Genomic DNA, 19,591 nt, shown 5'->3' on the forward strand with positions numbered 1-19,591 from the left:
CTGAATTGAGGGAGTAATCCTAAGCGCTCCCAGATCATCATAGAAACAAGCTACAACAGGACCCGTAGCATGCAACACACACTGCATGTGGCCGCTGCCAATTCCTGCCGCAAGTTCAATCAAAGCGCCACTGGCGTAGAGATACCAAAGCTGAACACTCATAGGACAACATCAGCCCTCTCATACATCGGGCAACCGCAAGCGATCTACTTCGTCAAAGAGATTACAAAAGACGTCCACCAGGGAAGGGTCGAACTGGGTACCGGCCTGATCGGTGATGAAACGCCTCGAGCGCTCGACATCCCAGGCCTGTTTGTAGGCTCGAGGCATTCTTATGGCGTCATACACATCGCATATCGACACAATCCTTGCCGATAACGGAATTTCCTTGCCCCGCAACCCCTTGGGATAGCCGGTACCGTCCCAACGTTCGTGATGCGCCAGGGCAATTTCCGCTGCGAGATCCGTCAAGGGAGAACCGTCCGGGTCATGCAGGATTTCATAACCGATGCGGGCATGTTCCTGCATGACTTCCCTTTCCTGCGGCGTCAACGCTCCCGGTTTCTGCAGAATCGCATCGGCAATGCCGATTTTCCCGATATCGTGCATCGGAGCCGCCATTTTCAGGAGTTCGCACCATTGAGAAGGCATGCCGATTGCCTTGGCCAACAAAGCGGAGGACTCGCCGATACGAACAATGTGTTGCCCCGTGTCATCATCGCGATAGCTGGCTGCTCGACTCAAGCTGCTGCTGATCGCCTTGTAGCTGGAAGCCAGTTGGACCGTGCGCAACTCGACTTTGCGCTCAAGCTCGGCATTGACATCGCGTAGCAGCTTCGCCGCCTGCGCCAGCTCCAGGCAATTGCGTACCCGCAGTAGCACCTCAGGCAGGTCAATGGGCTTGGAGATGAAGTCGTTGGCGCCTTTTTCCAGGCCTTTTCGTCTGTTCTGCTGGTCATTCAAGGCCGTTACGATGATGACCGGTGACTCGGTGCGGTCCCGCTTATTGAGACGATCGAGGATCTCAAAGCCGTCAGGCGCGGGCATATCCAGGTCCAGCAACACCAGGTCCCAGGCGTTCGAAAGCAGCCAATCCAGTCCTTGGGCCGAGTCGTTGAAGGTGGTGATGTTGCGCAGGCCCACGGCTCGCAGGCATGAATCCAGAAGCCGGAGGTTGGTGGGCACATCGTCGATAATGACGATCCTGCTTTCAGCATTTACTTTGGTGAACATGCATCTGCCCTCTTCGCAGCGAGCGTCAATACGAGGTGACGGATACTCTGGCTATCCAACGGAGAGGGCACGATGGCCTGGCACGCCAATCGGTCGACCGAAGCGTGATCATCGGCCGCACGAACCACGATGATCGACATCTGCGCCTCGCCGATCCTCGTGCGTAAACCGCGAAAAAAAGTATCCAGCACAGGCACACGGTCCGCGGTGGCGACGATCAATACGCTGACTGTCGTGGTTTCGAGCACGAGGCTGGCATCAGGCAACGTATCGACGCGTTGCAACTCGAAATCACCGGCCAACGCCTCCCGAACCACCTGGGCATCCCGGGGGTTGTCGCTCACCAACAGCACGCGTGGCAAGCCAATCGCTGACGCTGTGCAATCGCTTGCCGGCGCTGGAAAATCCGAAGAGCACATGTCGATCCAGAAGGTGGTTCCCACGCCGACCTGGCTTTCAAAGCCCATGGTGCCATGCATCAGGACCGCCAGGTCCCGGCACAACGCCAAGCCAATGCCGGTGCCCTGGATGGAAGAGTTCTCCTTACCCAAGCGCTGGAAGGGCCGGAAAAGCTCTTGCTGCACATCCGGGGAAATGCCCATCCCGGTATCCGTCACGTAAAGACGCAACCGGGCTCCCGTCTCGACAACCATGGCCCCCAGCGTGATATTGCCACCGGGTCGGTTGTACTTGATTGCGTTGGACAACAGATTGATCAGGACCTGCTTGAGGCGACGCTTGTCCGCCCAGACATGCCATGTATCCGGAGGAGCCTTGATGTGCAAGGTCTGGCCGTGCGCAGAGACCTGCTGCAAAACCATGTCAGCGCAGTTGGATAGCAGGCTTGCCACAGGCACCGGCTTGAGATCCAGCAGTGGCTTCTCAGCCTGCAGGCTGGAGAGATCAAGCAGATCGTCCACCAATTGCATGAGGTGTTCACTGGCCTTGATGATTTCCTGCAGGTTGGCTGTCTGTTGCGACGCGTCGTCAGGCGGTTGCATGAGCCCCAGTTGGGCAAACCCGTAGATGGCATTCAATGGGGTTCGCAACTCATGGCTCATGCTGGAGATGAACTTGGATTTGGCCGTACTGGCCGCCTCTGCCTCCAGGGTTTTCTCCCGCAGATCCAACTGAGTCTGCTTGAGCGTCGTGATGTCGACACACGCCACGACCACGACACTGGACTCATCGAGCCGCGAGGGCTCCAGAGTGCGGCCTCGGCAAAGGATCCAGATCAACTTGCCATGCACGTCCCTGATGCGGAATTCCGCTTCCGGCGCCACGCTGGCACTGCCCCTGGCCTCTTCCAGGAACTGCGTGAAGGTCTGCCGATCTTCAACGGGAATGTTCTGCAGCAGGGTCTCCATCGGCACTTCATTGGCGGCAAAACCGAAACGCTGGCACAAGGCACCCTTGAGGATGAAACGGTGCCGCTGGGGGTAATACTCCCACAGCCCTTCGGCGAAGCTCTCCATGACCAACTCAAGACGCTGCTGCGTGGCGTTGCGAACGGACTCTGCCTGGGCCAACTGCCTGCCCATTCCCAGTGCCTGGTTGGACATTGACCACAGTTCGGTGATATCGGAAGGGCTTGCCGCCGGTTGCCAGTGGCCCCGACCGATCTCCCGCATCATTTGGGAGACCCCTTGGACCGGTGTGCTCAATTGGCGGCTGAGATCACGCGTGCGCCACCACATGAAGGCAAAGAACAAGGTGTAGAACAGCACCAGCCCCGCGACCAACAGATAACCCACTTCGCGGTAATGACTGGCGAGCAGATTGGTTTCGTGCATGACTGCCGCTTCGTCCACCACCGCCAGCAGGAACCAGCCGGTGGAGGGAATCTCGTCCCAGGCGACCAGGTGAGGCCGTCCATTCAACGTCAGCGCAACGATACCTTGTGAATGGTCGGGCAAGTTCTTGTTGAGGCTGGCAAGGTCCGGATGACGAGCGAGGTTCAAATCCGGCGATTGCAAGCGCTCGCGATCGACAGGTTCTCCAGCGGGCTGGTTCTCGACGTGCAGGGAAAAATCACGTTGGCCTGCCTTGGGGACGGCCATGACATCGAGCTTGTCGTTGACCAGCATCAGGTAGCCATCCCACGGCATCTGCAACTGCTCGATTCGCTTCAAGATGCCGTCGACCGTGACATCGACGCCGGCCACGCCCTCAAGAAAGTCGCCTCTGTAGACCGGCGCGATGGCAGACATCATCCATCCCTGGCCGGCAGGGTCCAGGTAGACATCCGTCCAGACGACTTTTCTCTCCGGGTTGTGCTGGGCATCGGCCAGGTAATAAAAGTTGTACTGGGGGATGTCCATATCATGGGGATACTGTTCGAGCGTATTGAACCAGGGATAAATCCGGTTATAGCTGTCCCAACTATTGAAATAGATGCTGGCAATCAACGGATCCCCATCCTTCAACTGCTTCATCATGAAATCCTGGTTTGCCAGGAGAGAAACCTTGTAGAGATCCTGTTTTTGCGGCGCAGTGACATTCGAATAGAACGAGGCGGACGCTCCGTCGTTTACCGCGCTGTAACGGACACCGTCGGCACTCAATGAAAGCGATGCCGCCGTGAGATTCTGGTTTTCGGTGAGTTCATGCTCGGTGGACTTGGCATAAAGGCCGATCGCCTTGTGGATCTGCTCCAACTGTCCCTGCACCAACAATGCATTCTGCTGAACCGATACCTGGATGTCTCGTGTCGCACTCTGATGCAGATATTCGATCTGGGAATTGCGTATGGACTGGTTCGTGATGAAATAAGTCGTGATCAGCACGCCTTCCACCAGGACAAGTGGCAACAGGCTGGTACTGGCAAACGCCCGCCAGATCCATCTGCGAAGGCTGACCCTCTGTGTTGAAGCTGCTTGCATAGGCACGCTCGTTGCGTCGGCGGCACACACTGATATCATAATGACACCATTGTGGTCGCATCCCTGGTTTCTGTCCAACAGGACTCTCGTCCTTTCGTCTGCCTGCCCACCCCATCCGGCAAGTACACCAGCATCGATCAAAAGCCCGTGTGCAACCTTATGACCATAGTCGAACACCCGATTTTGGTCGCAAGACTTAAGCTATGCTCTAGATCGGATCACTAGAGGACGGGGCGAATGGACTCAGCCATGGCGATTGCAACACCGTCCACGCAGGATGCCGAGGATGTGGGGGTCCTGTTGCTGGATGCACAGGGGGCGCTGCTGATCATGGATGACAGCGCCAGCCAGCTGCTGGGCCTAAGCGAGAGCGTCGCCGCCCTGATGCCCTCGCCCGGGCTTTTTTCCCTCAGACCGCTGACATTTGACCAGCACCTGACCCATGCGCGACTCAAGGGGAACTGGTATTTCCAGAGTACGTCGGCCAACGGCGACACGCTGAGCGTGACCCTTGACTACAAGGCCCGACAATCCACCTATCTGGTGAAAGTCCGCCGCGCCGAACCCGTTCACGTTGCCGAACAGGATTACCGCCTGGCGTTCCATTCTGCCGGCACCGGCCTGGCGTTGTTGCGAATGAGCGGTGAGTGGATCGCCGCCAACCGAAGGCTATGCCAGATGCTTGGCTACACCGAAGAAGAACTTCGTGCCACCTCCTTCCAGCGTCTGACGCACCCGGACGACGCCGATATCAGCAAGGATGAATTGCAAAGGCTCATCCAGGGGCACCGCACCAGCCTGACCCTGGAAAAACGCTACATCCGTAAAGATGGCAGCACGCTGTGGGCACGCCTGACCCTGGGCATCGCCCGTAACGCTGATGCCCAAGCGCTTTACTTCGTATCGCAGCTGGAAGACATCAGTGAGCACCTCGCCTTGCGCCAGGCATTGTTCAATAACGAACAGAAGTACCTCTCGCTGGCCCAAAGCTCACAAAACATCATCCTTCGCTACAATCGGCTGGGACAGCAGATCTATGCCAATCCCGAGCTTGAACGCGCCCGAGGTTTTCCCAACACTCACATCACCGAACGCGTCTCGACGCCCAATCAGCTCGATGAGTACTTTCGCACGCAGGTAGAGCTCACGTTATCGACCGGCGTAGCGAACACGTTCCTGCTGGAAAACAAGGACACGCATTCCCGTCGATCCATGGATTTCCTGTGCAACCTGACCCCGGAGCATGACGAAACAGGGGAGCTGTGTGGGGTGCTGGTCACCGCCCAGGACATCAGCGCATTACGCCGCCAGGAACGCGCCGAGAATGCGCGCTCCGCCATTTTCCAGAAGATGGTCACCCACGACACGCTCCTTGAGGTGCTGCCCCTGCTCGGCGCCTACCTGGATATTCTGACCCCCGAGTTGCACAACGCCATGGCGTTCAAGGCTGTACCTGGCGACGATTCCGCTGGCACGCCTCCTACGGATACGTCCTCGATCGTAAGCTGCCTGGCCGACGATCTTGATCGACGTCCCGAGCTGTTCGGGCACCACCACTTCATTGCTGACTTGAAAAGCGATGCCCTGGGCCTCGCGTTCAGCCGGCCCGCCTTGAAGGCAGGCTATCGAGGTTGCTGGGTTGAGCCGGTGATCAACAAGACCGGCGGCACCATGGGCGTCATCCTGTTGTTCGTCGTTGGCGACATCCAACTGAGCGAGCAGGACCGCAAACATGCACGAATGGCCAGTCATATCGCTGCCATCGCCTGGGAGCGCTGCTCGGCCCACAGCCACCTGGCGCAGAGCGAACGCCGTTACCGCGAAGTCTTCGACCATTCGCAAGACATGCTTTGCCTGCTCGCCGTGGATGCCGAGCAGCAACTCAGTTGCCTGGAGGCCAATCCAAAGCTGTGCGAAATGCTCGGCAAAAATCATTCGGACATGATCGGCCAGTCGTTGGGCCAGTGCCTGGAAAAAGAAGCCGCAAGCATTGTCGAGGCGATCTGCCTGCACTGCATCGCCGTGGGAGCCCCCATCGAGCTGGATGCCCACCTGCCCTGCGGCCAGCGCTCACTCGTCGTCCACTTCAACCTGGTCCCCGTAGCCGATTCAAATGGGCGCTTGCATCGCCTGGTGTGCATCGCTCGCAACATTACCGACATCCTGGAGGCCCAGCGCAACGAACTGGCCCGGCAGCAGGAGATCGGCACGCTGGTCGAGAACTCTCCGGATGGTATTGCACGACTGAGTCGAACCGGAGAATTGCTGTTCGTCAATCCCGCCCTGGAAGCCTGGCTGGATCGCCCGCAAATCGACTTGCTGCGCAAGGATCTGCTCGAGATCCTGCCGAAGAACCTGCAAAGCCAGTTATTCCATGCAGCCGTGATCGAGGCCGTGGAAAAGGGCCAGCCCCTGGAGCATGAATTTGTGCTCACCGAGCAGCATCGACTGCAGCGCGTCTATCACATCAGTCTCGTACCCGAGCAGGACATCCAGGGAAAGATCGCCACCGTGCTGGCAGTCGTTCGCGACATATCGCAGTTGCGCCTGGCTGAAATGCGCCTGGCATCGCTCAACAAGCAACTGCGCCAGTTGATGTCCAGTCGGGAAAGTGCGCGGGAAGAGGAGCGCAAGCTCATTGCGCAGGAAATCCACGATGAGCTCGGACAACATCTGACGGCAATACGCATGGGCACTTCGCTGCTGCGCTTCCAGTACGGCGAGCAATTGCCCCAGCTCAGCGAACAAGTGGCACGCCTGCTGCAACTGATCGACCAAACGGTGCAGGTGGTCAGGAACATTTCCACCAGCCTGCGCCCCTCCATCCTCAACATGGGCATCGTCGCGTCATTGGAATGGCTGACCGACACGTTCAAGCAGCAATGGGGCATCGACTGCAACCTGCAGGTTCCTGCGCAAAAAATCCATCTGGACGATGCCAGCGCAACCGCTGCATTTCGGATCGCCCAGGAGTCGCTGACCAATATCGCCCGACACGCCGAAGCCACTCGGGTCGATATCACGTTCGAGCAAGGCGAGAACGGCTGGTCACTGGAGATCACCGACAACGGCAAAGGCTTCGAGCAACGCGAACAATCAACCCGGACCCTCGGCTTGCTGGGAATGCGCGAACGCGGCCTGACCCTGGGAGGCACTACCACCATATCCAGCAGCCCGGGCAGCGGTACCACTGTCCAACTGCGCGTACCTGATTCAAGGAGTCACGACTCATGATCCGTTTAATGGTGGCCGACGATCACACGATCATGCGCGAAGGCCTCAAGCAATTGTTCGCGCTGGTAAAGGACATCTGCGTGGTGGCGGAAGCGGAGAACGGAGCCCAGGTCCTGGAGCTGTTGCGCCATACCGAGATCGATGTGCTCCTGCTCGACATGACCATGCCCGGTTCGAGTGGCGAGGATCTGATCAGCCGTATCCATGCCCATTACCCCAAACTGCCGATGCTCATCCTGAGCATGCACAATGAAGCCCACATCGCCCAACGTGCCCTGCGTGCCGGCGCCTCGGGCTACATGACCAAGGACCGCGACCCGGAAGCGCTGTTGGCCGCGATCCGCAAGGTGAGCACCGGCGCACGTTACCTCGACCCACAACTGGCCGAGCAGATCGCACTGCAAAGCAGTGGCGTGACACCCGAGAACGCCTCGCAGAGCCTGACCTCGCGTGAGTTCCAGATCCTGCGCATGCTGGCCCAAGGACTGAGCGTCAACCAGATCGCCGAACAGCTGGTGATCAGCAACAAGACCGTCAGCACCCACAAGACTCGGCTGATGGAAAAGATGTGCTTTGCCACCAGCACCGACCTGGTGCGCTACGCCTTGAATGAAGGGCTGGTCTGAACACCTTGATCAGGGCTGATGGCCGCGGACGCCAAGGATGGCCGAAGCGATCTGTTCCAGGGGCAGCTCGCGCTCGACCGCGCCCAGCTTGAACGCCTCGCGCGGCATTCCATACACCACACAAGACTCTTCGTCCTGGCCCAGGGTCCTGGCGCCGGCATCGCGCATTTCCTTGAGGCCACGAGCGCCATCGTCCCCCATGCCTGTCATGATGATGCCCAGGGCGTTGCTACCTGCGCTGCGTGCGACCGAACGGAAGAGTACATCCACCGAAGGTCGATGCCGGCTGACGGGAGGCCCCTGGACAATATCCACCTGGTACTGGGCACCGCTGCGCTTGACCAGCATGTGAGTGCCTCCCGGCGCAATCAGCGCACGCCCGGGGATGATGCGGTCGCCCTGTACCGCCTCGCGGACCTCGATCTCGCAAACATGATCGAGGCGTTCGGCGAAGGCGGCGGTAAACTTCTCCGGCATGTGCTGCACCACGACAATGCCTGGACAGACCCGCGACAGCCCCTGGAGAACCTGTTCCAGGGCCTGGGTGCCGCCGGTGGAAGTACCGATGGCCACGATGCTTTCAGTCGTGCGCGCCATGGCCACGGCCCCAGGGGACAGGATAGCGTCAGCACTGAGCCGAGGCGGTACGTCGGCAGGCGTCCGTGCACCCACCCTGCGCCGCAGGTTGGCCTTCGCTGCGCCCCTGACGGCCTGGACCAGTTCATCCGCACTCTCAGTCAGGAACTGTCGCAGGTTGGACTGTGGCTTGGTGACGATACTGACTGCACCGGCCGCCAATGCCTGCAAGGTGGTCTTGGCGCCCTTCTCTGTGAGCGTCGAACAGATCACCACCGGCGTAGGCTTCTGCGCCATCAGCTTTTTCAGGAAGGTAATACCGTCCATTCGTGGCATCTCGACGTCCAATACGATGACATCAGGCCATTGCCTGTTCATCTTCTCCATGGCGTACACCGGATCGACGGCAACGTCGATAACCTGTATCCCGCTGGCCTGGTTCAAGGTCGCACTCAACACCTGGCGCACCACTGCGGAATCATCAATGATCAAGACCTTGATAGCCGTCATCTGAGATTACTCTTGGGCGATTCGAATACCTTGCGTACCGAGTCGGCATGATGGAGTTGGAGGCGTCCGCTGCCCACATCGAACACCAGGTGGCGATACCCTCGGCCACCTACGTGATAGGCCCGGCACTGCAATCCATGGTCCTGGATCAAGCGCCTGGCGGCATTGACGTTCTGCTGGCCGATCCCGGTAGCGTCACCGCGCTCTACTCCGGGAAACATGTCGGCCCCGCCGAAAAGACTCACTTCGAACTGCTCGGGCCGGGCCCCCGCCCGATGGATGCATTCGAGCAACAGCACCAAGGCATCCGTAGCGTAACGGCCGTTCAGGTGTCCGGCGCCGCGGCCGCCCCGACGAGGCAACATGAAATGACACATGCCGCCCAACAAGCGGTGCGGGTGCCAGAACACCAGGGCCACACAGGACCCCAGCACCGTACACAAGCGCATCTGGCGTCCTCCGAACGCCACGTCGCCGGGCTGCAGGAAATACTCGATCACCTGAACCATCTCAAGCGTCCGGCTTGCGGTAGATCGAGGGTTTGACCAGGTGCAATTCGTCGCTGATGCCATTCAGGCTTTCCGAGTGACTCACGATGAAATAACCCCCTGGCCGCAGATGCTTGCTCAAGCGCTTGACCACCTCGGACTTGGTCTGGTTATCGAAATAGATCATCACATTGCGCAGGAAGATCAAGTCGAACTGCCCCACCGAAGGCAGTGGGTTGTTCAAGTTGATCGACGTGAAGGTAATCCGTGACGCCAACGCGCGGTCGACCATGAAGATGCCATTGTTGCTGCCCACGCCCTTCAGGCAGTACTTGTTCAGCAGCGGCTCGGGAATACCGCGGATACCATCCAGTGGGTAGCGTCCGCTCCGGGCTTTTTCCAGTACCCGGCTGCTGATATCGGAAGCGAGGATCTCCCATGGCCGGGTGCCCAGACTGTCAGCCAGCACCATGGCCAGGGTGTAGGGTTCTTCCCCCGTGGAGCAGGCACCACTCCAGATGCGCACCGGGCCATTGCCACGCAGCTCGGCGAGCACCACGTTGCGCAGAAAATCGAAATGCTTGGGTTCTCGAAAAAAATAGGTCTCGTTGGTGGTCAGCAGGTCCACCGCCATTTGCAACTCGGCCTGGTCCTTCATCAGCAAACGGTAATAGCTGCCGTAGGTGGTCAAGTTGAAAAACTGCAGGCGCTTGGCCAAACGGCCGCTGACCAGCTGCTTCTTGGCAACGGACAGGCTGATTCCGGCAATCTCGTGAATCATCGCCCGAAACTGCTGGAACTCGTTGTCTGATAGGACGGCATTCATGCTTTCAACCCGCCTTCATCGATGCTCGAAGCAAGGAGTGCCGACCAGTCATTGCGACTGAGCAGATGCTCGATGTCCAGCAACAACACAAAACGATCACTGAGCTTGCCGACCCCCACTACGAATTCAGGACTAAGGCGTCCCTGGAGCGCCGGCGCCGGCTCGATCTGTTCGGCCGGGATCTCCAGCACTTCGCTGACGGCGTCCACGATGATGCCCACCAGGCCGGCGCCACTGCTGCCGTGGATCTCCAGCATGACGATGCAGGTGCGCGGATTTTCCAAGGTCTGGGCCCCGCCGAAACACAGGCCGAGATCCAGCACCGCAATGGCCGCCCCGCGCAGATTGATGATGCCGCGAACCTTCTGCGGCGCCATCGGCAACGGGGTGATCGGACCGTATTCGACAATCTCCCGGACGCATGGGGTACCGACCGCAAACATCTCCTGGCCGACGCTGAAGGTCAGGTACTGCTGGGCTGCCGTCCCTTGGGCCGATGGGCGCGACGCAGATATGGACATGGTTCACTCCTCGGGGCCCACCGCAGGCGGCAGCCCCCTCTCAAGACAACGTAGGCACGCCTGAGCACGACGGCTCAATGCAATTGGCTGGCGATCTCACGGACACACAGCACCTGGTCGATCTGAAGCACAGTCAGGAACGCCCCTCGTACCTTGACCATCCCTCGAATGAAGTCTTCACGGATCCGGTTTCCGATCGCCGGCGCGGCCTTGACGTCCGCCAGTTCGATTTCGATCACCTCGCTCACCGAGTCGACGACAATGCCCAGTACGTGGGGTTCGCCTTCCTGGGTCAGTTCCAGGATAACGATGCAGGTCCTGCTGCCTCGCTGCGTGGCGCCCTTGCTGAAGCGCGCCTGCAGATCGATCACCGGGACCACCGAACCGCGGAGATTGATCACCCCGCGGATGAAATCGGGCATCATCGGTACGCTCGTCACCTGGCCGTATTCGATGATCTCGCGCACGCACAAGGTATCGATTGCATAGACCTCCCTGGCGGACACGAACGTCAGCAATTGCAGGAGTTCGCTGTCGCACGGACTCTGCGGCACGTACTCGAAATGGCTCAAGGCTGCAGCGTCCATGTCTCAACTCCCGAAGCGAATGAAACCGCCTTCCTGGGCATGCTCGCTGCTTTGCAGGCCGCCCAGACCGGTAGCAGAGGCCCGTGGTACGGCAGACACCGCCACCCGCCCCTGCAAGGTGAAAAAGCCCATCAACTCCTGTAGCTGTTCGGCCTGGCTGCTCATTTCCTCGGCGGTGGCGGCCAGCTCTTCGGAGGCCGAGGCGTTTTGCTGAGTGATCTGGCTCATCTGCGACATGGCGGTATTGATCTGCTCGGAGCCGATGGATTGCTCTTCGGATGCCGCCGCGATCTCCTGGACCAGATCGGAGGTCTTGGTGATCGAGGGCACGATCTCATCCAGCAGGTTGCCGGCCCGTTCAGCCAGGGCAACACTGCTTTTGGCCACCTGGCCGATTTCCTGCGCCGCGACCTGGCTGCGTTCGGCGAGCTTGCGCACCTCAGCGGCGACAACCGCGAAGCCCTTGCCATGCTCGCCGGCACGGGCCGCTTCGATGGCCGCGTTGAGCGCCAGCAGATTGGTCTGATAGGCAATCGAATCGACGATCCCGATCTTCTCCGCGATGGTTTTCATGGCCGAGACGGTGTCCTTGACGGCCTGCCCACCCTCGCTCGCTTCCTTGCTCGCCTTGCCGGCCATGCCATCGGTCACTTTGGCGTTCTCGGTGTTCTGCGAGATCGACGCCGACATCTGTTCCATCGACGCTGACGTTTCTTCGACCGACGCCGCCTGCACCGAAGCCGATTGGCTGATGCTCTGGGCCGTGGCGGAGATCTCTTCCGAAGCGCTGGACAGCGAATCGGCGGAACTGCGAACCTCGCCAATGATCTGCGAGAGTTTGCTCACCGTTTCGTTGACCGCATTCTTCAGGTCTTGCAGGCTGCCCTGGTAATCACCCTTGACGCTGCGGGTCAGGTCACCACCGGACAGGGCCATCATGACCTCCATCGCCTCGCTGAGGGGCGCGACGATCGAGTCCAGCGTGCTGTTGATCCCCGCCACGATGCGGCGGAAATCCCCTTGGTGGCGAGTACTGTCCGCACGGGTATCGAGCCGACCGACTACCGCATTCTCGCTGAGCATCTGGGTGTCTTCGATCAGCGCCTGGATGTTGCTGCGCAGTTGCTCGATATTGTCGTTGATAAAGGCTTTTTTGCCGGGGAACTGGGCCAGGGGCGCCGACAGGTCGCCTTCGCCGAAAGAGCGTATGCAAGCCATGGCCTGTTTTTTCACGCTGATATGGCCATCGACCATGTCGTTGATGCCTTGGGCGATCTGACGGTAGGAGCCTTGGAATCGCTGTACGTCGATGTGCACATCGATGTCGCCTTTCTCATGCTCGTCCGACATGTGACGCATCTCTTCGATCAACGCCATGATGGTGCTGCGCAGATGTTCGACGGTGACGTTAATGAACGCCTTCTTGCCGGGGAAGGCTTGCAGGGGCGCCTGCAGATCGCCCTCGCTGATCGATTTGATGCAGGCCATGGCTTGCTTCTTGACGTTGATATGCCCGGCGACCATATCGTTGATGCCTTGGGCCATCAGCCCATAGCTGCCAGCGAAGCGTGCCGCATCGATCTGCACGTCGATGTCGCCTTTGTCGTGCTCCGCGGACATGCTGTTCATATCGCTGATCAACTGGTTCAAGGTCCCGCTCAGGCGGTCCATGGACCCCATCAGTCCGGTACGCTCAAGGCCGTTGCCACTGCCTTGCACATCCAGCTGCCCGGCCACGAACCGCTCCGCCAGCCGGCGTACATCGTCGGGCTCGCCACCCAATGTGTGAAGCAGCCGGCGCACCAGGAAGAAGCCGATCAAGCCGATGGCCAGCAAGGTAGCACCACCGACCAAGGCAATGCTGTAGATCGCCGTCTGTTCGGTCGATGCCGCAATCGCTGCATTTTTTTCCCCCAGGTCCAGGTTGTGCTGGCGGATATCGCCCAGGGCCGAAGTCACCTTTTCACGTGTCACGTCCAGGTCGAGCAGCAGACTACGGGCTTCAGGGGCCGCGCTCCTGAGGGCATTGTCGAAACGTTCCGCCCCCCGGTTGTATTCGTTGACTGTGCTGCGCAAGGCGCTGAGCAGCGTGGCGTCACGATCGTCGGAGACGAACTCTTTCTGGTACCGATCGAGTGCCTGGAGTACCGACTCCCTGTCACTTTGCTGGGAACCGCCGACAGGTCCGGACAGGCTCTGCCATTGGCGACTGTGGCTCTGCGCCAGGGCCAGGGCCACATGATCCAGCAACTGCAGGCTGGGCACAGTGTTGACTTGTGCATAGCTGGCGGTGCTCCTGACCCCACCCATCAGATAGAGACTGAGACTGACGAGGATCAGGATGCCCAACAGAGCTGAGGCGACCAGCAGCGAGATATTCTTTTTAACGGTCATGAGCTGTACTCCAGGGAACACTATTGAGTCAATTCAGGGCTGAGGGTCGTACCGTGCTTCTGCTGGCTGGCGACTTGCCCGAGTAGTTTGGGAATATCCAGGATCAACGCTACCGCTCCGTTCCCCAGGATGGTGAAGCCGCCCAGTCCGTGAGCTGTACCGAAAATCTTGCCCAGCGGCTTGATCACCGTCTGGAACTCCCCCAGCAATTGATCGACGACCAGGCCTACCCGCATCCCCGCGTAATGCACCACCACGATGTTTTCACGGCCATGGTTGGGCTCATCGATGGCGAACATCTCGCGCAGACGCAGCACCGGAAGCACCGCACCTCGCAGGTCGAGGAATTCCTGGTTGTCGCCGTCATCGGTCGACAGCTCGATGCACTCCTCGACCAGGTCCAGGGGCACGACGTAAGAAGCGTTGCCGACTCCGATCAGAAAACCATCGATGATGGCCAGGGTCAGCGGCAGGCGGATACGCACCGTGGTGCCCACGCCCTCTTCGCTTTCCAGATTGACCGAGCCGCGCAGCGCGACGATGTTCCGTTTGACGACATCCATCCCCACGCCGCGCCCGGACAGGTTGCTGACCTGATCGGCGGTGGAAAAGCCTGGCTCGAAAATCAGATTGAGAATGTCGCCGTCGGCCAGCTGTTGCCCTTCGGCAACCAGGCCGCGCTCCATCGCCTTGGCCAGGATGCGTTGCTTGTTCAGGCCGCCACCGTCGTCACTGACTTCAATGACGATGCTGTTGGCCTCGTGATAGGCGTTGAGGCGAACCGTACCCTGCTCTGGCTTGCCACGTTCACGACGCACATGGGAGGCTTCGATTCCATGGTCCATGGCGTTGCGCACCAGATGGGTCAGGGGATCGCCGATGCGCTCGACCACCGTCTTGTCCAGCTCGGTCTCGGCGCCAAAGACGTGCAAGGCGATGTCCTTGCCCAGCTCCTTGGAGACATCGCGCACCACCCGCTGGAAGCGGTTGAACGTGGCACCGATCTGCACCATTCGCAGGGTCAGGGCACAGTCGCGCACCTCCTCGACAAGGCGCGAGAGCGAGCTGGTCGCTTCAATCAACTCGCCGATGCCGCTCTGGATGGCCCCCAGGTTGGCGCCAGCGCCGGCGATGATCAGCTCGCCCACCAGGTTGATCAATTGATCCAGTTTGCCGGCGTCGACCCGAATCAGATTACCTTCGGCCGGACGGGCCTCTTTTGCCCCCCGGCTCTTGGTCGCGTCATCGCGCGCCATCTGGTCTGGCACCTCGGGGGCCACCGCAACGACCGTCGACTCGCCAGAAGACGAACTGGCCAGCCAGGCTTCACGGGTGACGGAACCGCAGGCGACGAAGGCCTCGACCATGGCATCGGGCTCAGCATCGAGACGGCCGATCAAGGCCCGGAAACCGGCCAGGTCGCCGTTGCATGGCAACACGCAGATCCGGCTGCCCTCGCGAACGAAGTCGAAGGCCCCTTCGATGGTGGCCTGGTCGGCATCACTGACGAACCCCAGCTCAAACCCCAGGTAACAGGTTTCCGGATCCATTGCCGCGATATCCGGCATGCCCTCGGTGATACACACGACAGCGCTGATTTGCCCGAAGCTGTTGAGGTAGCGCAGCAATGACAGCGGATCCATGCCGTTGCGCAAAACGTCGGGACACAGGCGAAGGGACACATGCCAACGCGCGACGCAAGCCGATTGCGGCGGTTCGACCGTTGCCAGGCACTGCACCGGTTCCGGACAGTGCTCCAGGTAGCGGTCGAGACGCTCGACCAATGCCGCTCCCTGCCGCTCGTGCTCTGCTGTCATGCCTTGCAGGTCGCCGTGGCTGGCAAGCAATTCAATGAGCGTGCACAAGTGGTCCCGCACTTCGAGGAACAACGCGCTGAGCGACTCGTCCACCCGCAGCTCATGTCCGCGGACCCGATCCAGTACGCTTTCCGCGACATGGGTAAAGGCCACGATCGGCGTGAAGCCAAACAGGCCGGCAGACCCTTTGATGGTGTGTGCGACGCGAAACAACGCGTTGATGGTGTCGGCATCATCCGGGGCCTGTTCGATCTGCAGCAGCGCGTCTTCCATCAGGAGCAGAAGCTCCTGGCTTTCGGCGATGAAGGTCTGTAGCACATCGTCCAGATTCATGGGCGAACTCATGGTTTCAACCTCTCTGCTGACGAGGCGTGGCCGACTCGTCGAAAAAGCTGTGCAACCCGCTCATATCCAGTGCATCAAGCACCGCTGTGCTGGGATTGCTCAGCAGCAGGCTGGAGCCGTGGCTCAGTGACGCCTGCTTGATCAGCACCAATAGCTGGAGTCCGGCGGTATCGATTTCGTCCACACCCCCAAGATCCATTTCGACTTCATGGGCCAAGGGAAACAGTTCCAGCAACAGGTCCTTGCGTTCAGCGGCGGTGTAGATGGTCAGGGGACCCTCGAGCACCAGGATCCGACGCAGACAAGCCGTGGTGTTTGTCATGACAACCTCCTTTCCAGGGACTCTGGCGGCGCTAAGGCATGATCAGTTTGGAGACGGCACCCAGCATCTGGGCCGGCTGGAAGGGCTTGACCATCCAAGCCTTGGCACCGACGGCCTGGCCCTGCTGTTTCATGGCCTCTGCGGTTTCGGTGGTCAGCATGATCACTGGCGTGAACTTGTAGGCCGGCAGCAGTTTGGCGGCCTTGATGAAACTCAGGCCGTCCATGTTCGGCATGTTCACGTCACTGACGATCAGGTGGATCTTGCGGCCGTCGAGCTTGGTCAGGGCGTCGCGACCGTCGACACCTTCGATGACCTCGTAACCTGCGCCCTTCAACGTGATGCTCACCACTTGGCGAATGGAAGCAGAGTCATCGACAATCAGGATGGTTTTGCTCATGGGAAACTCCCTAGAAAAAAGTGATCTCGGATGAAGGGCTGCTCACCACAGGCTTACCGTGATGGATCGCGTGTTGTTCAGGCATCGTGTAGGTGCTTGCCAATTGCTCGAGCCAGCTCTCGGCGATGATCGGGGCAGGTGTTCCGCCGGCAAGGGCCAGTTGCTGGCGTTCGGCGATATGCGCATGCAGTTTGCAAAGATCGTTGTTGACCAAAGAAAGCATCTGGCCGACCCGGTCCTGGAACTGCAGGGCGACCAGTACCCCCGATATCTCGGTCGCAACGTTTTCGCTTTGCTGCTGAAGACTGCTGCTGGTATCGACAATGGCCTGGGCGTTATGCCGAAAGTGCTCGATCACCTGGGACACCAGTTGCTCGGAGTGAGCCAGGGTGTGTGAATCCTGCTGCGCCTGATGCCGGGAAAGCTCGACGGTGCGAGAGATCGCAGCGTTGACGGTGTTCACCGTTTCACTGATTTTCTGCCCCGTCTCGCCGGATAGACTCGACAGTTTGCGCACTTCATCGGCCACCACCGCGAAGCCACGTCCGGCATCCCCCGCCCGCGCCGCTTCAATGGCGGCGTTGAGCGCCAGCAGATTGGTCTGCTGGGCAATATCCCCGACGAACTTGGCCATTTCCTGCAACTGCGAGGTGAAGTCAGAAAGGAGCAAGACCTCCTTGAGTTCCGACTCCTTGCGCAAAAGCGCGTCACGCAGGGCAACCATGATCGAATCCAGGTCCCGCTGACCGACTTCAAGGATATCCAGCAGACGTGCGCCCGAATTCTGGCCTGCGCCCTGGGACGCGGAAGCACTGATCTCCCCCGACAGCGTCGCGAAGCGGTGACTGAGCTTGAGGATCGACTCCTCGCTGAGGATGCGCGCCGCATCGATCTGGTGGCTCCAGATCGGCAGCACCTGCGCACAGACCTCACCCAATCCTTCATCGGGTGAAACGGCCAGCGGAAGGTGACCTGGCAGATCGCCTTGCTGGGCGTGCAAACGGGTACTCACTAAGCGCTTGTTCCACATGCCCATGAACAGCGAGCCCAGCAGGACAAAAGCGCAACTGACTGCGCTTGCAGGGGTGAGGTCCGCGCTGATCAGTATCGCGGCGCAACCGAGCGCTGCCGTCAAACCCGCAGGCAGCATCAAGATCAGGGGGGAAGAATCTACCTGTCCTTTCACCTTCATCTCTCCAGTTCAGTGCGGATCCGGCGGGATCCGGCGCAAGAACATCCAGCCTTGGGATGCCCGGTTCTGTTGGCCTGAAGAGATGATGGCCAAGTAATAGCAATGAAACTATCGGAGCATCCTGATTTACCACTAAGGATTGCGGTTGCGCCGTAGGAGAATTCCTACGCGCCCCGGACACTCCGGAAGAAAAAAACCAGCGACAAGCGCTGGCAAGGAAACCCAGGTTCGTACCGCGTTAGCCAAAGCGCGTCTCGCGGCCTTGCACCTTGGCGCCCCAGAGCGCTTCGAGGTTCTTCAAACCCCAGGTTTTCTCCGACTCGAAGCTGACTATCCTGTCCTGCCCACAGGCCAGATCAATGCATTCGGGCGGCAGCGGTGTGCGACTCGACGCCGAGAAGAAAACCTTCACCATGGGCGTGAGCAAACATTCGTGATGCTGTTCCATGACCACCGCCAACCTGTCGCTTTGGAGTCGTACCAACGCGCCCACCGGATAGATACCAATGCATTTGACGAAGGCGTGAAACACTTTCTGATCGAAGTGCCCTGTCCATCCGGCCATTTTCCGAATCGATTCAGCGGGGCACCAGCGATCTCGATAAGGTCGGTCAGACGTCACGGCATCATACACATCACAGACGGCTGCCATGCGCGCGAACAGGCTGATCTGGGTTCCGCATAATTTATGGGGGTAGCCGCTGCCGTCCACTTTCTCATGGTGATGCAGACAAACGTCCAGCACCCGGTCAGTGAAGTACCTACTTTGCCCCAGCATCCTGGCTCCAGCCTCAGGGTGGGTGCGCATCGTCGTGTGTTCGTTGTCATTCAAAGGAAGTGGCTTGGCCAGGATGGCCGCAGGTATCGCCATTTTGCCCACGTCATGCAGCAAGCCAGCCAGACCGGCCTCTTCTACCAGGAGCGGCGGTAGATCCAACTGGCGTGCCAGACCAATCATCAACCCGCAGACGGCTACGGAATGCATGTAGGTATATTCGTCGGCAGTTTTGAGGCGCACCAGACTGAGCAGTGCGTCAGGATGGCGTAACAGGGACTCGGATATCTCACCCACCATGTCCGTGACACGATCCAACTGAACGATCCGCCCCATCCGTAGCTCGCCGAACATCTCCATGACCGCGGCCTTGGAGCTGGAACAAAGTTCGGCCGCCCTTGACAACTCTTCGCTCATTGCCGCCCTCGGACGTGGGCAGACGGCTTGTGCGCAAGATCGGTCCGACGCACATGAGGGCTGCTGTCCGCCTTGCCCCGCTTGCGCATTGGTTTCAGCACACGCAGAAACCTGTACGTCCACCCCCTTGGACAGGTCGATCCATGCCCCAACGATGCCCGGAACAAGGATCTTTTCCAGTACCTCTTCATTCTGGATGAGAAAGCTATTGTTCCAGAACGGACGCTCCATACAGGAACCGGTTAGCTCCTGGACAAACATTCCTACGCAAAGATCGGCCACACCGATATGTTTCAGCACGATCCAGATCCCCTCTCTGTCCGCAACCGCCCTCCCTGAATTGTCCGAATGCGATGACCAAGCGTGATATGGCTTGGATAGGCATCAAGATGCCGCCCTGGCCCTTGAATGATAGCTATGAGCCACCAACCAAATAATCGGAGCAA

General features: G+C 59.5%; 14 protein-coding genes and 1 pseudogene. 2 read left to right on the forward strand and 13 right to left on the reverse strand.

Annotated elements, in window-relative coordinates; genetic code table 11:
• Nucleotides 1-180: 180 nt before the first annotated feature.
• Together BW992_RS23135 and BW992_RS23140 are read right to left on the reverse strand one after the other, a co-directional pair.
• Nucleotides 181-1,233 carry an HD domain-containing phosphohydrolase gene (locus BW992_RS23135; protein WP_072394533.1) on the reverse strand — a complete coding sequence of 351 codons (1,053 nt, stop codon included), beginning with the start codon at nt 1,231-1,233 and terminating at the stop codon, nt 181-183.
• Nucleotides 1,218-4,292 carry a sensor histidine kinase gene (locus BW992_RS23140; RefSeq protein WP_231991088.1) on the reverse strand — a complete coding sequence of 1,025 codons (3,075 nt, stop codon included), beginning with the start codon at nt 4,290-4,292 and terminating at the stop codon, nt 1,218-1,220. Before BW992_RS23140 ends, BW992_RS23135 begins: the two co-directional genes overlap by 16 nt.
• 72 nt (nt 4,293-4,364) lie before the next feature.
• Here BW992_RS23140 and BW992_RS23145 point away from each other — a divergent pair, with 72 nt between their 5' ends.
• Both BW992_RS23145 and BW992_RS23150 read left to right on the forward strand, forming a co-directional pair.
• Nucleotides 4,365-7,349 (forward strand): sensor histidine kinase, encoded by a 2,985-nt coding sequence (locus BW992_RS23145; RefSeq protein ID WP_231991089.1) that lies wholly within the window; start codon nt 4,365-4,367, stop codon nt 7,347-7,349.
• On the forward strand, nt 7,346-7,975 hold the full coding sequence (locus BW992_RS23150; RefSeq protein ID WP_072394525.1) for a response regulator: 630 nt from the start codon (nt 7,346-7,348) through the stop codon (nt 7,973-7,975). Before BW992_RS23145 ends, BW992_RS23150 begins: the two co-directional genes overlap by 4 nt.
• Nucleotides 7,976-7,984: 9 nt before the next feature.
• On the opposite strand, the gene BW992_RS23155 is transcribed toward BW992_RS23150, so the two are convergent.
• The 11 genes and pseudogenes from BW992_RS23155 to BW992_RS23205 form a co-directional block, all read right to left on the reverse strand.
• A complete protein-coding gene (locus BW992_RS23155; protein ID WP_072394524.1) occupies nt 7,985-9,061 on the reverse strand; it encodes a protein-glutamate methylesterase/protein-glutamine glutaminase in 1,077 nt (358 codons plus the stop codon).
• Nucleotides 9,058-9,570 carry a chemotaxis protein CheD gene (locus BW992_RS23160; protein WP_072394523.1) on the reverse strand — a complete coding sequence of 171 codons (513 nt, stop codon included), beginning with the start codon at nt 9,568-9,570 and terminating at the stop codon, nt 9,058-9,060. Before BW992_RS23160 ends, BW992_RS23155 begins: the two co-directional genes overlap by 4 nt.
• Nucleotide 9,571: 1 nt before the next feature.
• Nucleotides 9,572-10,375: a CheR family methyltransferase gene (locus BW992_RS23165; protein WP_072394520.1), complete on the reverse strand. Its 804-nt coding sequence runs from the start codon at nt 10,373-10,375 to the stop codon at nt 9,572-9,574.
• Complete coding sequence (locus BW992_RS23170; RefSeq protein ID WP_072458468.1) at nt 10,372-10,896, reverse strand: chemotaxis protein CheW; 525 nt, start codon at nt 10,894-10,896, stop codon at nt 10,372-10,374. The genes BW992_RS23165 and BW992_RS23170 overlap by 4 nt, the downstream gene beginning before the upstream one ends.
• 74 nt (nt 10,897-10,970) lie before the next feature.
• A complete protein-coding gene (locus BW992_RS23175; RefSeq protein ID WP_072394515.1) occupies nt 10,971-11,483 on the reverse strand; it encodes a chemotaxis protein CheW in 513 nt (170 codons plus the stop codon).
• A 3-nt stretch (nt 11,484-11,486) separates the two neighbouring features.
• Nucleotides 11,487-13,163 carry a methyl-accepting chemotaxis protein gene (locus tag BW992_RS23180; RefSeq protein WP_442961966.1) on the reverse strand — a complete coding sequence of 559 codons (1,677 nt, stop codon included), beginning with the start codon at nt 13,161-13,163 and terminating at the stop codon, nt 11,487-11,489.
• Nucleotides 13,164-13,897: 734 nt separating this feature from the next.
• A complete protein-coding gene (locus tag BW992_RS23185; RefSeq protein ID WP_072394511.1) occupies nt 13,898-16,027 on the reverse strand; it encodes a chemotaxis protein CheA in 2,130 nt (709 codons plus the stop codon).
• 16 nt (nt 16,028-16,043) lie between these two features.
• Entirely contained in the window at nt 16,044-16,361 is a 318-nt protein-coding gene (locus BW992_RS23190) for an STAS domain-containing protein (protein WP_072394509.1), read from the reverse strand.
• Nucleotides 16,362-16,392: 31 nt separating this feature from the next.
• The gene (locus BW992_RS23195; protein WP_072394506.1) at nt 16,393-16,761 is read right to left on the reverse strand and encodes a response regulator; all 369 of its coding nucleotides are present in this window, start codon (nt 16,759-16,761) and stop codon (nt 16,393-16,395) included.
• A gap of 10 nt (nt 16,762-16,771) precedes the next feature.
• Nucleotides 16,772-17,374 (reverse strand): annotated as a pseudogene (locus tag BW992_RS27645) (methyl-accepting chemotaxis protein); the annotation flags it as partial.
• 817 nt (nt 17,375-18,191) lie between these two features.
• On the reverse strand, nt 18,192-19,445 hold the full coding sequence (locus BW992_RS23205) for an HD-GYP domain-containing protein (RefSeq protein ID WP_076407177.1): 1,254 nt from the start codon (nt 19,443-19,445) through the stop codon (nt 18,192-18,194).
• Nucleotides 19,446-19,591 lie beyond the last annotated feature (146 nt).

The organism is Pseudomonas sp. 7SR1 (genome assembly GCF_900156465.1).
Classification (GTDB): Bacteria; Pseudomonadota; Gammaproteobacteria; order Pseudomonadales; family Pseudomonadaceae; genus Aquipseudomonas.